Origin of the sequence: Streptomyces sp. NPDC021225 (genome assembly GCF_044332865.1) — a bacterium.
Classification (GTDB): domain Bacteria; phylum Actinomycetota; class Actinomycetes; order Streptomycetales; family Streptomycetaceae; genus Streptomyces.
Genome location: NZ_JBIRPV010000005.1, coordinates 769,498 through 783,723 on the forward strand (window position 1 = coordinate 769,498; position 14,226 = coordinate 783,723).

The 14,226-nt window shown below is 72.9% G+C and carries 7 protein-coding genes; 2 read left to right on the forward strand and 5 right to left on the reverse strand.

Features of this window, described 5'->3' with window-relative positions:
• Nucleotides 1–418 precede the first annotated feature (418 nt).
• Both ACH4S9_RS25480 and ACH4S9_RS25485 read right to left on the reverse strand, forming a co-directional pair.
• Entirely contained in the window at nt 419–2,437 is a 2,019-nt protein-coding gene (locus ACH4S9_RS25480; protein ID WP_398373950.1) for a GDSL-type esterase/lipase family protein, read from the reverse strand.
• A 248-nt stretch (nt 2,438–2,685) separates the two neighbouring features.
• A complete protein-coding gene (locus tag ACH4S9_RS25485) occupies nt 2,686–2,946 on the reverse strand; it encodes a hypothetical protein (RefSeq protein WP_311728449.1) in 261 nt (86 codons plus the stop codon).
• Nucleotides 2,947–3,183: 237 nt separating this feature from the next.
• Between ACH4S9_RS25485 and ACH4S9_RS25490 the strand changes: the two genes are divergently transcribed.
• A complete protein-coding gene (locus ACH4S9_RS25490; protein ID WP_398373951.1) occupies nt 3,184–3,975 on the forward strand; it encodes an IclR family transcriptional regulator in 792 nt (263 codons plus the stop codon).
• Nucleotides 3,976–4,109: 134 nt separating this feature from the next.
• Here the strand turns inward: ACH4S9_RS25490 and ACH4S9_RS25495 are convergent, their stop codons facing one another.
• From ACH4S9_RS25495 to ACH4S9_RS25505, 3 genes are all read right to left on the reverse strand, one after another.
• Entirely contained in the window at nt 4,110–5,117 is a 1,008-nt protein-coding gene (locus ACH4S9_RS25495) for a helix-turn-helix transcriptional regulator (RefSeq protein ID WP_311728451.1), read from the reverse strand.
• An 82-nt stretch (nt 5,118–5,199) separates the two neighbouring features.
• Nucleotides 5,200–8,874, reverse strand: coding sequence for a S8 family serine peptidase (locus ACH4S9_RS25500; RefSeq protein ID WP_385351348.1), 3,675 nt, complete (start codon nt 8,872–8,874; stop codon nt 5,200–5,202).
• Nucleotides 8,875–9,112: 238 nt separating this feature from the next.
• Complete coding sequence (locus ACH4S9_RS25505) at nt 9,113–10,582, reverse strand: aldehyde dehydrogenase family protein (RefSeq protein ID WP_398373952.1); 1,470 nt, start codon at nt 10,580–10,582, stop codon at nt 9,113–9,115.
• 198 nt (nt 10,583–10,780) lie between these two features.
• On the opposite strand from ACH4S9_RS25505, the gene ACH4S9_RS25510 reads away from it, so the two are divergent.
• Complete coding sequence (locus tag ACH4S9_RS25510) at nt 10,781–14,215, forward strand: hypothetical protein (protein ID WP_398373953.1); 3,435 nt, start codon at nt 10,781–10,783, stop codon at nt 14,213–14,215.
• Nucleotides 14,216–14,226: the final 11 nt, after the last annotated feature.

The following is a 14,226-nucleotide window of genomic DNA, read 5'->3' on the forward strand; positions in this document are numbered from 1 at the left end:
CACACTTTCTTCAACACTTCCCCCGTCGCACACCCGCGAAATCTGTATCGCAGGGCCCAGCACGTCGCTTGCGGCTCCTGATGCATGAGTGCTTCTTGAGTTTCTTTCCCAGCTTCATGGCAGGTCAAGGAGTTGTTCCGGTCAACTCGCCGATGGCCGGAATTCTAGATCATTTTCTCTTGATCGCTTCTTGAGTAAGCCATTACCCTGCGGAAATGCGGTGCCATTTCGCGCGGGTGGGCCCCCGGGGGCCCGGGTCAATGCGACGGGAACGAGCCGAATAAGTGGAGGTCCCGGCGCGCCGATTTGCGGTCCGCCGGGCCCGGGGATATCGCGCACGAGGGCCCCCGGCCGGACGACCGGGGGCCCTCGACGGGTGTGGTGCGGTGTGGTGCGGCGTCGTGCGGTGTGCGCCGCGCTAGCCGAGCTTGGCGGAGATGATCGGCGCCAGGCGGTCGGTGATGGTGCGGTGGCCCTTGTCGTTGGGGTGGACGGAGTCGGAGAGCTCGTCGGAGGCGAGCCAGCCGGTCGTGTCCACGAAGGAGACCTTGGCGTCGCCGCCGGTCACGGCCGCGGTGACGGCCGCCTGGGTCTCCGGGACGAAGCGGCCGCGGAAGGTCTCCAGGGCGAAGATCCAGGCGTTCGGATAGGCGGCGCGGACCTTGCGCAGCAGGCTGGAGTACGCCGCCTGGAACTGCGCGGACGTCACCCCGCGGCCCACGTCGTTGGTGCCGAGGTTGATGACCACCGCGTTCGCCTGGTAGCGGGAGAAGTCCCAGTCGGGCGTGGCGGCGTTCGGGTTCAACTTGGTGAACTGCTGCTCCAGGCTCATCCGGTCGTCCGCCGTGTCCACGAGGGCGGCGCCGCCCTGGGCGATCTGGGTGTGGTCGGCGCCGAGGCGCTCGCCGATCAGCCAGCCGTACGCGGTACGGGCGTTCTGGGAGGTGGTGGTGCCGACGGTGATCGAGTCGCCGACGAATTCGATCAGTTTCTTCGGGGTGGACGGGGTGAAGGTGGTGGCCCCGCTGTCCAGGGTCAGCCCCTGGAAGACCGCGTCACCGTGGTAGGAGCCCGCGACCACCTGGTAGTTGACCTGAAGGGTGTGGTTTCCGGCGGACAGCGGGGTCGGGGTGAGGTTCACCGTGCCCTTGGCCTCGTCGAAGAACGTCGCGGGGCCGCCGTCGATGCTGGCCCACAAGTCGATCGCGTTGCGCTGCTTGAGCTTGACGGTGCGCCCGGTGAAGCCGGTGCGGAAGTACGCGCCCGCCCAGTAGGGGGTGTAGGCGGTGGCGGAGCTCCTGGTGTCCCAGCGGCCGTAGAACTTGATGTTGGGGTCGCCCGGGTCGCCGGGGGCGGCGGCCGCAGCCTTGGTGGCCCTGCCTGTCTCGGTCGCGGCGCCCGGACTGGCGGCTGCGAGCTTCGCGGAGATCACCGGGGCGAGACGGTTCGCGAACTTGGTGTGGCCGGACTCGTTGGGGTGCCCGTTGCCGTCCTCGTAGTCGGTGCCGTCGGTGAGCCAGCCCGTGGTGTCGACGTAGTAGACCCTGGCGTCCCCGGCGCCGGTGCGGGCGCTGACGGCGGCCTTGGTCTCGGTCACATAGCGCTTCTTGAGGGTCTGGAGCGCGAAGAGGGCCGCGTTCGGGTACTTGGCGCGGATATCGCGGAGGAGGTTGGTGTACGCGGTCTGGAACTCGGCGCCCGTGACGCCATGTCCGATGTCATTGGTGCCCAGGTTGATGACGACCGCGCTCGCCTGGTAGCGGGAGAAGTCCCAGTTCTGATCGCCAGTGGAGCCGATCTTGAAGAACTGGGTGGCCAGGCCCGTGCAGCCGTCCTTGCCCACCAGGCAGTAGCCCGAGCGGGCGATCTGGGTGTGCCGCATGCCCAGCTGCTCGCCGGTCTTCCAGCCGTACGAGTCGAGCGCGAGCCGGTCGGTCAGGGCGCCGGCGGTGATCGAGTCCCCGACGAACTCGATCAGTTTCGAAGGAACTTGCGGGGTTGTCGTGCCCGCGCCCGAGTCCAGCACGAGGCCCTGGAAGACGGTGTCGCCCGAGCGGTAGGAGATCCGGAGGGTGTGGTTGCCCTGGGGGAGGGGCTGCGGGGTGAGGCTGACGGTGCCCCGGACGCCCGCGTAGAAGACGTCGGCGCCGCCGTCGACGCTGGCGTAGAAGTTCACCGCGTCGCGGGCCTTGACCTTCACGGTCGTTCCGGTGAAGGCCGTCTGGAGGTAGCCGCCCGTCCAGTTGGGCACGGCCGCGGTGCCCGAGCTCACGTCCCAGCGGCCGACGTAGGAGATGTTCGAGTCGGTCACCGAGCCGTTGCCCAGGGCGGTGGCGCTGGTGGCCGTGGCGGTGGCGCTGGTGGCCGTGGCGGTGGCGGCGGCGTGCGCGCGGGAGCCGCCCAGGCTCAGCCCCCAGACGAGTAAGGATGTGGTCATGACAAGCAGAAGCATCGCGCGTGCCGTGCGGGCGGCCGCGCGGCCAGGGGCTCTGGTGCTCCTGGTGGGGGGTGCGGTCGGCGACATGGGCCGTCCTCTCTGTGGGCGGGTGCGGGTACCGGCCCGGGAACCTCCTCGGGAGCGCTCCCATCGCGGGCGCGCCCACGATGGAAGCGTTGAATCGGTTCAACGTCAAGAGAGGCGGTCAGGTTCGAAAATTCCCATCGAAAGTTCGCGCCGAAAGCCCGTCAATAAGTTTCGTCCGGGCTCCCGATGACATCCCGGACGGTCTCGACGATCTCCGGCACGGCCCCTGCCGGGGCCGGGTCGAGTGCCACCTGGCGTTCGAACTCGGCCAGTGCCTCCCGCATCATGTACGGCTGTTGCACAAAGGCGAGCTGGACGAGCTCGGCCCCGCAGTCCACATAGTCCCGCTCCCCGTTCTCCAGGGCGGTGACCAGGTCCCACATCAGGCCGACCGCCTCGCTCGCGTCCTGCGGTGAGTGCATGAAACATCCTCCGCTGGTCCCGTGACTCGGTACGGTCCCGTTCTTCGAACTGAGAGTGTCCCGCCTCATCGCGGTGGGCGCAGCCGTAATGCGATAAGCGACAATCCGCCGTCAGGCTTCGACCGTTTTCGGCGCGCGAGCCGTCCGCCGCCGCCCGTTCCGGCCGCCGCCGCTGACCGGACCCGGGACAGGCGGCCGCCGCGGTGCGCCGTGCACGATCCGTCTACGATTCGACCCATGGCCGATACCGGGGGCGTACGCGAAGTGAAGTCCGCGGCCCGCACCGTCGAGCTGCTGGAACTGCTCGCCGCGCGCGGTGACCGCCCGGCCCGGCTGCGCGAGCTCGCCGACGAGCTCGGGGTGCCGCGCAGCAGCATGTACGCGCTTCTCCAGACCCTGATCGACCGCGGCTGGGTGCGCACCGACGCCACCGGCTCGCTCTACGGCATCGGCATCCGCGCCCTGCTCACCGGCACCAACTACCTCGACAGCGACCCGCGCGTCCGCGGCGCCCGGCCCTACCTCGACGAGGCGTCCGACGCGCTCGGCGAGACCATCCACTTCGCCCGGCTCGACGGCGGCGACGTCGTGTACCTCGCCACCCGCGAGTCGCACGAGTATCTGCGCTCCTTCAGCCGCGTCGGCCGCAGGCTCCCCGCCTACGCCGGGGCGCTCGGCAAGGCCCTCCTCGCCGAGCGGGACGACCGCGAGCTGCCGCTCCCCGACGGCCCCTGGGAGCGGCTGACGCCCCACACCCACCCCGACCGCGCGTCGCTCACCGCGGACCTGGCGCGGGTGCGGGAGCGGGGCTACGCGATCGACCGGGAGGAGGGCGTGGTGGGCATCGCGGGTTTCGGGTTCGCCCTGCGGTACGACTCGCCCGCCATCGACGCGATCAGCTGCTCGGTGCCGACGGCCCGGCTGACCGAGGAGCACGAGCGGCGGATCCTCACCGTCATGCGCGAGATCCGCGGCCGCATCGAAGCCGCGGCGCCCGGGGCCACGGCGCCGGTCCCTCAGTGGCGCTGAGGCGGGCCGGCCACCACTTCCACCGGTTCCACCCGGGCGCCCGTGATCACTGCTCCCGTTGAGCAGAGCCCGCCGACTCCAGCGTCCTGGCCGCTTCGTGTTCGCCGCGTTCCTCCCCGAGCGGCGGTCCGTGGCTACGCCCAGCCCCGGTGGGCGGCGCGGACGCCGGCTTGGAAGCGGCCGCCCGCGCCCAAGCGCTGTTGGAGGTCGCTGATCCGGCGGCGCAGGGTTCGCAGGCTGATGCCCAGGTGGCGGGCGATCGCCTCGTCCTTCATGCCGACGGCCAGCAGGCCGACCAGCGTGCGGTCGGCGTCGCCGAGCTCCTCGTCCTCCTCGGCCGGCGGGCCGTCCAGCGGTGTGGCGTGTTGCCACAGCGTCTCGAAGAGCGTCCGCAGCGCGTCGGTGAGCCCGGAGTGTCGTACGATCACCGAGCTGTAGACCGGCCCGGCGTCGACGCTGGTGAGCGGCAGCATCGCGGTCCGGCCGTCGATCACCATCAGCTTCATGGGGACGGTGGGCAGCACCCGCGCCTGTTCGCCGAGCGCGACCATGCCCTCGGCGTAGGCCAGCAGATCCGGGGACTCCAGGGATACCACAGAGTAGAGCGCGCGGTACGCGACACCGCGGCGCAGCACTTCGCTCTGGAGGTCCAACTGGGGGGTGAGCGGGGCGAGGTAGGGCGGGGAGTCGATGAGGCAGACCTCGTGTTCGGCCTGGGCGTACAGCTCCTCCAGCCGGGCGGCGTTGGCGCTCTCCCCGCGCACCACCTCGACGAGGCCGGCCGGTTCGGAGCGCAGCAGCCCCGCCGCGTAGATCTTGGCCATGTCGTCGGCGGTGGCGGCGAGCAGCTCGGACTCGGTTTCGCGCTTACGGATGAGGGCCCGGATGGCGATGCGGGGGTCCACCGGCCGCAGGCCGCCGGTGGAGTCGGGGGCCTGGAGCAGGCCGAGGCGGAGCAGCCGGGCGCAGGCGCGGCGGACGCGGGCCGGGGAGGCCCGGACCAGCTCCGACCAGGTGGTGACGTCGGCGTCCGGCTGATGGAGGATCGCGTGGTACACCGTCTCGTCGAAGTCGGAGACCCCTGCCGCGGCCCAGGGGCTCGGGCTCGTGGCGGGGGTCTCCTCGGCTGCTCTGTGGTCCACTTGCGGCGGCTCCGGCGTGTCGATGCAACGATTCAACGGCACGCTAGACGGAGTTTGTTACCGCCGAGGGGCGGATCTCGGCCTACTTCAGGCCATATGCGCGGGTGACCGTTTGATCGATTCGATTGCCGTCGGCATCGGTGGCCTGGACGCGCAGGGCGACGAAGCCGTTGGAAGCGCCGAGAGCGGGGTGTTTCACGGTGGCCTTGTAGCCCGCGCGGGAGCCGGTCAGCCTGGCCTCCTTCCAGGTCTTGCCGTCGTCGTAGGACACCCACGCCTTGACCGTCTTGACCTTCGATTCCTCCGCGCTCTCCTGGTGGCGGGGTGCCAGCTGGAAGCTGAACTGACGCCCGGCCCTGGTGCGGCCGAACAGGTCGAGGGCCAGGTCGTAGTCCACGGACAGGAGGGGGAGGGCCTTCGCCTCGGCCGTCCGGGCGGAGGTGAAGTCCCATTCGGTGCTGGTCTTCGTCGAGTACGCCGCCCAGGCCGCCGTGCGCTCGGCGTCGATCGTCAGCTTGTACGCGGCCTTGTCGGCGGGCACCTGGAAGGTGCCGGAGCCGTACGGGGCCTCGCCGACCAGCTTTCCGTCCGCGTACAGGCTCGTCTTGACCTTGTCCACGTTGTCCTTGGCCGCGCCCGCCGAGCCGTAGTGACCGCTGCCGGAGTCGGCGTACTCGGGGATGGCGAGGGTGAGTTCATCGCCCTCGCGCTGTGAGACGCCGAACTCGGCGGCGGTCGTCGGGCGGAACACGGGCGACAGCCAGTCCACCGTCTGCTGCGTCCCGGGCCGGTACGTGGCCAGGGGCGCCCACTGCCGGCCGGCGCCGTCGTAGTCCTGCATGGCGGTGCGCCAGACGCGGGTGTCGGGGTCGGCGCTGTAGTACTCGGTGCGCCCGGTGCCCAGCGGCACGTCGTACTTCGACTCCACCGAGAAGAGCTGGTACGGGCGGAAGGTGTGCGTGGCCTCGGCGCCGATCTGCCCCTTGGCCGAGCCGCGGTAGCGGGCGGTGACCTTGGTGGTGTTGCGGCTGTCGAGGCGGTAGGTCAGGTCCTTGCCGATGGCGCCGGGCTCGGGCAGCAGCACGTCGTACACGTACGGGCTGACCGCCGTGCCGCCGAGGTCGAGCGTCACCGCGCTCCGACCCTGCGCGGTGAGCAGGGACAGCAGCTTGTCGCCCTCCTCGCCGGGTATGGAGATGGCCGGGATCGTGGCGCTGTCGACCGCGGTGAGCCACAGGCCGGCCGTGGTCCTGCGGTACACGAGGACGTAGGCGGCGCCCGCCTTGGTGGCGTTGCTGACGGCTTCGTCGGGCCAGCCGTCCGGTGCCAGGCCCACCAGCACGGCCTTGCCCTTCACGTCCAGGCCCTCGAAGTCCTCGGCCGTGCCGCCCTTGGCGTCCACCAGCCGCACCTTGCGGTTACCGGTGATCTTGACGGGCCAGCCGGTGTACGTGTCCACGTACTGTGGGTTCAGCGTCACCCGCTCCGGGCTGGTGACGCTCGCCGTCAGCTTCCGCTTCTCCAGCCGCCATCTGCTGTAGAACTCGAAGGAGCCGTCGGTGACCTGCTTGGTCGGGGCGGCGTAGATGTGCTTCTTCCACTTGCCCATGACGTAGGTGAGCCCGAAGGAGCTGCCTCCCTCGCGCTCCCGGTGCCAGGAGGTCGTCACGCCCTGGAGCTCGGCGTCCTTCTCCTTGGTCTGTGGCTTGATCTCGACGGCCTTGCGCGCGTCGAGAGTGAGCGAGGTGTCGCCGGTGACCTCGATCTGCGGGTCGCCGACAATGCTCGTCCCGACCTCGTGCCGCCCGCTGTCGAGGATGGGGATCCAGGTGGCGAGGGAGTAGGTGCCCTTCTCCACCCGGAAGGTCTCGGAGCCTCCCATGGCGCCGAACTGGTTGTACGTGTAGTCGGCGAGGTTCTGGAAGGTGAAGAGGGCCGACCGCGCCGGCTTGCCCTCGCGGTCCAGCAGTTCGACCTTCAGGTCGTACAGATCCGCCTCCCGCTCGTAGCCGACGGCCGTGGTGGCCTTGACCGTGCCGTCCTCACTGGTCGCCGTGATGTACCCGGTGTGGCGGCCGACGTCGGCCTTCGCCGGGTCGACGGTCACCGGGACCTTCGCGGCGCCGTTCGCCGGCACCGTCACGCTGTCGGAGCCCAGCGAGAGCGACCCGCCGTCCACCGAGGACGCCAGCCTCAAGGTCACCGGCTTCTCGGTGGCGTTGGTGTACGCGATCGTCTTGGTGTCGGGCGCGTCGTCGCTGTACCCGTACAGGCCGTAGCTGAGCGCCGGGGTCGCGAAGACGTTCTGGGTGACGGCGCGGGGCACGTCGACCCGGCCGTCGCCCTGTTGGAAGGGGCCATTGGCGGTGTTGGTCTTCGCGGTGCTGGCGAGGGACGCCTTGATCTGCTGGCCGGTCCAGTCGGGGTGCGCCTGGGCGACGATCGCCGCCGCGCCCGCGACGTGCGGCGTGGCCATCGAGGTGCCGTTGGCCGTGGTGTACAGGTCGTCGACCGGAGTGCCCATGCTCGTGCCGGCCGCGCGGGCCGCCGTGATGGCGACACCCGGCGCGGTGATCTCCGGCTTGACCCCGTAGTCCCCGATGCGCGGGCCGCGGCTGGAGAACGACGCCAGCTTGTCCTGCTTGTCGACGGCGCCGACGGTCAGGGCCGAGTCCGCGATGCCGGGCGTGCCGACGGTCTGCTCGAACGGGCCGGTGTTGCCCGCGGCGATCACGAACAGCGCTCCGGACGACGCCGACAGCTGGTCCACCGCCTCGCTCAGCGGGTCCGAGGGGCCGCTCGCCGTGCCGCCGAGCGACATGGAGATCACCTTGGCGCCGGAGGTCGCGGCCCACTCCATGCCCTCGATGATCCACGAGGAGTAGCCCTCGCCCGCGTTGTTCAGCACCTTCCCGACCAGCAGTTTCGCGCCCGGTGCCACGCCTTTGCGCCGGCCGTCGGAGGCGGCGCCGCTGCCCGCGACCGTGGCGGCCACGTGGGTGCCGTGCCCGAAGCCGTCCTGGACCGTCTCGTCCGGGACGAAGCTCTTGGAGTCGGCGACCGAGTCCTTGACGTCCGGGTGCGCCGTGTCCACGCCCGTGTCCAGCACGGCGACCTTGACGCCCTTGCCGTCGTACCCGGCCTTCCACATCTCCGGGGCGCCGATCTGCGGGACGCTGACATCGAGGGCGGCCTTGACCTTCTGGTCGAGCCAGAGCTTCTTCAGGCCCTTGTCCTGCCTGATGTCGGCCCAGAAGGCGGCTGCGTCGGCCTTGCGTGCGCTGAACGCGGCGCCGCCGACGCTGGACAGGGTCAGCGTCTTCCGTGCGCCGTCGGGTGTCGGATGGGCGCCCTTGCCGCGATAGGTGGCGATGACCGGTAACGAGCCGGTCTTCGTGTCGTCGTAGCCGTCCCTGACGAGGCGCGTGATGTTGAACAGGTTCGCGTCGAGCCGGCCCGCGGACAGCAGCCTGAGCGCGTCGTCGGGGACGACGCTGATCTCCTTGCCGTTCTGGTTCGCCACGAAGTCGACCGATTCGCGGCCCGCGCCTCGCTTCACATCGACGGCGTACCGGCCGTCGTCGCCGGTGGTGACGGTGACCGTATCGCCGGTGATCAGGGTGACCGTGCGTTCCGTACGGACCGGTGGGGCCTTTGGGGCAGCCTCGGACGGCTGCCCGCTCGCCACCGGCATGGCCAGGCCGCTGAGCAGTCCGGCCGCGCCGGTGACAGCCAAGAAGCGACGCAATCTTCGCATCGGCTGGCTTCCTCCCTCATCGCATCCGACTCTCCTTGTCGGAAGGTGCGATCAGGGTGGTGGGCGGGAGTGGACGGGCTCAAGGGAATCCCGTGGCCAGGCTGTGCCAACGCCTCTATCGGTCACGGAGTGACGCCGGTGGGGCCGGGTCGGGGCGGGTACGGCGGGTACGGCGGGTCGCGCGGGGAGTCGGGAGGTGGGCGGTGGTGGTAGGTTGCGCCGGCGACGGCTGATCGCGCTACTCGAACCAGCGCCGGGGCCGGGGCGCCGTGTTGCGCCAGATGTGCTTGGTCTCCTGGTACTCCGCCAGCCCCGCGCGGCCCAACTCCCTCCCGATGCCGGACTGTTTCATCCCGCCCCACTCGGCCTGCGGCACATACGGGTGGAAGTCGTTGATCCACACCGTCCCCGCGCGCAGCCGCGAGGCCATCCGGTGCGCCCTGGCCGCGTCCTGTGTCCACACCGCCGCGGCCAGGCCGTAGACGGTGTCATTGGCCAGCGCGAGCGCCTCGTCCTCGTCACGGAACCGCTCCACCGTCAGCACCGGGCCGAACGACTCCTCCTGGACCACGGACATGTCCGGGGTGCAGTCGTCCAGCACGGTCGGCAGGTAGTAGTAGCCGTCCTCGAGCATCGGGTCGGCCGGGGGCGTCCCGCCGCAGCGCAGCACCGCGCCCTCGTCCAGCCCGGCCGCCACATACATGGCCACCTTCTCGCGGTGCGCGGCGGAGATCAGCGGGCCGGCGCGGGCGTTCTCGTCGAACGGGCCGCCGAGCCGGATCTTGCGGGCGCGGTGGACGAACTCGTCGACAAAGGCGTCGTGCAGCTTCTGCTGGACGAGGAGGCGGGCGCCGGCCGAGCGGACCTGTCCGGCGTTCAGGAGCACGGCGGTCAGGGCGTGGTCGACGGCGGTGTCCAACTCGGCGTCGGCGAACACCACATTGGGGTTCTTGCCGCCCAGCTCCAGCGCGACCCTCTTGACCGTGGGCGCGGCGGCGGCCATGATCCACCGCCCGGTGAGCACGCCGCCGGTGAACGACACCATGTCGACCCGCTCGTCCGTGGCCAGGGGCGCGCCCGCCGTCGACCCGGCGCCCAGGACGAGATTCGCGGTGCCCGACGGCAGCCCGGCTTCCGTGAGCAGCCGCATCAGGCCGATCGCGGTGTGCGGGGTCAGCTCGCTGGGCTTGAGGACGAAGGTGTCACCGGCCGCGAGCGCGGGGGCCACCTTCCAGCCGGCCTGGAGCAGCGGGTAGTTCCAGGGGGTGATCAGCGAACAGACGCCGACCGGCTCGTGCACCACCCTGCTGTCGATCTCGGGGCGGCCCGCCTCGATGACCCGGTCCGCTCCGTCGGCCGCGGCCAGATCGCCGAACCAGCGGAAGCAGGCGGAGACGTCGTCCAGGTCGCACTCGCTCTCGGCCAGCCGCTTTCCGGTGTCCAGCGACTCGGCGCGGGCCAGCTCGGCCTTGTCGCGCCGCAGCAGGTCGGCGACGCGCAGCAGCAGTCTGCCCCGGTCCGGGGCGGGGACCCGGGGCCAGGGGCCGCGGTCGAACGCGTCCCGGGCGGCCGCCACCGCGGCGGAGGCGTCCTTCGGCCCGGATTCGTCGACCGTGCCGACCGGCATGCCGTCCGCGGGGCAGCGGATCTCCCTCACCTGTCCGTCGAGAGCGGCGGTCCACTGGCCACCGATGAACAGCTCCGGCATGGGGTGCCTCCGGGCTCGGAGGGACGGTGCGCGGACCGTAGCGGCGCGCAGACCCGTACATTCCGAGCCTAAGCGGCGTCCCCCGCCCTCGCACGGCGTGCCGCGGCCGGGCCGGGCGGTGCCGTGCCCGTCCCCGTCGGGGAGCCGCGGCCGGGGGCGCGGTCCCCGGCCGGCCGCGCGGCGTGCACAATCCCTGCCATGGTCCGTGATCCGCAAGCCTCGCACGCCCTGGCCGACGAGCTGCTCGCCGCCCTCGATCCGCTGCCCTACCGGCGCCGCATGCGGGAGTTGGCCCTGCGGGCGAGAGCGGCGAGCGCGCACGGACAGCTCGCCGGGCTGCTCGAGGCGCTGTCGGAGCGCGGCGGATACGAGCGGGGGCTGGCCGCCATGGCCGCGGCGGTCGGCGGCCGCACCGCCTATCTGGAGGGGCGGCTGACCGACCCCGACCCCGTGGTGCGCGGCCACGCCCTCAAGGCCGCGCGCCGCGGACAGCTCACGGACGCCGCGCTGGAGGCGGCCTTCGAGGACGCCCCCGCCGCCATACGGGGCCGGCTCGCCCGTACGGTCGTCGCCCGGCGGCGCACCGCGCTCGCCGACCGCCTCGTCGACCCGCTGCGGGAGCGGTGGGGCGACGTAGAGGCGGCGCGGGTGCTGCCCGCCTGCGGACCCGAGACCGTCGCCCGGCTGCTCCCCGGCCTCTTCCACGCCGTCGGCAGCTGGCGCGCGCTGGCCTCCCGCCACCCCGCGGCGGTCCTCGACGAGGCCGAGCGGCAGCTGGCCGCGCTCCCCGAGGCGCTGCGCGGCGACTGGTGGCTCCGCCACGCCTCCTGTGTCGCCCTCGCGGCGCGCGCCGAGCCGCAGCGGGCCCTCGGGCTGCTGGAGCGGCTGTGCCACGGCCTGCTGCCGCTCCCGGTGTGGCACCGGCTGGGCGCGCTGGCCGCCGCCGAACCCGGCCGCACGATACGGCTCCTGCTGACGCCCGAACGCGCCGGTGTCCTGCGCGGCCGGGGCCTGGACCGGGCCGTGCTGCGCCGCCTGGTCCGCGCGGACCCGCCCGAACTGGCCCACCTGGCACGGGCGCTGGGCCACGACGCCCAGGCCCTGTCCCGGCTGCTGGCCGCCCTCCCGCCCTCCCGCCGCCCCGCCTTCTTCGACGCGGCCGTCGCCGAACGCGACCTGACCCACGCCGAACTGGAGCCCGTCCTGCTCGAGGTGCTGCCCCGGCCGCGCCGCGAGGCGGAGGCGCGCCGGATGGCCGAGCGGGCGCGCGAGCGCGGCGCGCCCTGGATCACGGTGCTGGAGGCGGTCTCGTATCTGCCGGTCGGTGAGGCGCGCGAGGAACTGCTGCGGGCCACCCGCCGCTCCTCGGCCGACGACCGGGCGCTGGCCTACCCCCTCCTCATCCGCAACGCCGCCCGCTCCGGCGACCCGGAGGCGGTCACCTCCCTGCTGGCCCTGCTGGAGCGGCTGCGCAACGAGCAGGACCCGGTGCGGTCGGCCGCGCTGCGCGCGCTGTCCGGCACCCAACCCTCCCTCTTCCTCGACGCGGCCGCCGAACACCTCGACCGGGTCGCCACCGACGCCATCCAGGCCCGCGACTCCTCGCCCGCGACCCGGCAGGCCCTGCACCGGCTGGCCGTCGCCCTCCTGCGGGAACACGCGGTCACCGGCCGGCGCGAGCTGATCGGCTGGGCGCTGCGCACCGTCACCCGGCTCGCCGGGAACGTCGGCCGCGGCGATCTGGGGCGGCTCGAGGCAACGCTGCGGCGCGGCCAGGAGCAGGCGGTCTTCGAGGCGCTGCGGCCGTGGCTGGAGGCGGGCGCGGACCGGGTCGACCACGAGCTGACCTTCGCCCTCGCCCGCTCGCTCGGGCGCCGCGCGCACGCCATGCCCGAGCTCCAGGAACTGCTGCGGCAGGCCATCCAGTTCGGCAGCAACGACACCGTCCGCACGGCCGTGGGGCTGTGGCTGGAGGACCCCGCCCGGCGCGACGAGCGGGTCGCCGAGCTGCTGGCGCTCGAGCCCTCGACGGCCGTGCTGCCGTCCGTCCTCGACGTGCTGACGCACCGCCGCACGGATCTGCTCGATGTCGTGCTGGACGACACCCCTCCCTACGGCCGCTTTCTGACGCCCGGCAGTCACTGGACGCCCCCGGTCGACCACGGCATCGGCCGCTGGCTGCCCCGGCAGCGCGCCGCCGCCGCCCGGATCCTCGCCCGCGCCGCCGCCGACGGCTCGCTGCGCACCGACCAGCGCGTGGGGGCGATCGCCGCCGCCGCGCGCATCCCGGACCACGGCGCCGAGGCCGCCCTGGCCTGGACCGGCTCCGACGACGTGGTCCTGGCCGAGGCCGCCCTCGCCGCCCTGGCCTGGACCGACCGCCCGGCGGAGCACCTGCCCCTGTTGCTCGCCCACGCGGGCGGCGACCGGGCCCGGGTGGCGGTCTACGCGGCGACGAGAGCGACCCTCTTCATGGCGCCCTCGCGGCTGGAGGGGCTGCTGCGCGGGGTGCTCGCACCGGGCGAGGGGACGGGCGCCGCCGGGGAGGGCGGGGCGGCCGTGCCCGCGAAGGTCACCAGCCGCAAGGAGGCCGCGCGGCTGGCCGCCACCCGGCTTCCGGCCCCCGACGCCGCCGCGCTGCTCGCCGACGCGTACCACGCGCCGGGACAGCACCACGACGTGCGGGCGGCCTGTGTGGCCTTCGCGACCGGGCTGCTCGGCCACGAGTCCGCCTGGGAGCTGCTGTCGGCCGCCGCCCGCGGGCGGCGCGAGCCGCGCTGGGCCGTGCTGCGCACCCGCCCCCTGGACCTGCCGGAACTCCACCGGGAGCGCTACGCCCGCCTCATCCGGGACGTGTGCGACACCGACGACCCCGAGGTCGTCGGGGCGGGCCACGCGGCGCTCGCCATCTGGGCCCCCTGGGCGCCGGACGCGGCCGTGGTGCTGGTGGCCGCCGCCACCGACCTGGACGACCGGGCCGGCTGGCAGTCCGCCGCCGACGCGCTGATCGACCTGATGGCCGCCGTCCCCGACGGCATGCCCGAGGACAACCCCCTGGCCTGGGTCCTCGCGGCCCTCGCCGCCGCCGACACCGACCCGCGGACGCCCGACGCCGACCCGGACCGCGACCGCCCGGCCCGCCGCCGCATCGGACGCATCACGGCCAGGCTGGCCCAGCACAGCCGGATGCGGCCGGGCACGATGCGGCCCGTCGCGACCGCGGCGGCCGAACTCCTCGCCGGCTACGAGCCCTTCGTCGCGGACGCCGCCCAAGTGCTCGTCAACGCCGTCGACCTGGACGCCGAGCCCGGGGTGCTCACCGCCGCACTCGCCCGGCTGGCCCGTCTGCACGCCACCCGGCCCGCGCTCGCCGCCCGTACCGCCGACGCCCTGCACCAGAGGCTGCGCACCGCCGCGCGGCCCGGCCGGAGCGAGGCCCTGCTGCGGGCCGCACAGGACCTCGGCGACGACGGGGCGCACGCCTCCGGGCTGTTCGCCGTCACCCTCACCGAGGTGGGCGGCGCGCGCACCACGTGGACGGAGCCCTGGCGGACCCGGCTGCGCGCGCTGCGCCGCCATCCGCACCCGGACGTCCGCGACGCCGCGCTTCTCCTCTCGACCGCACAGGAGTAAGCGCCCCTGGC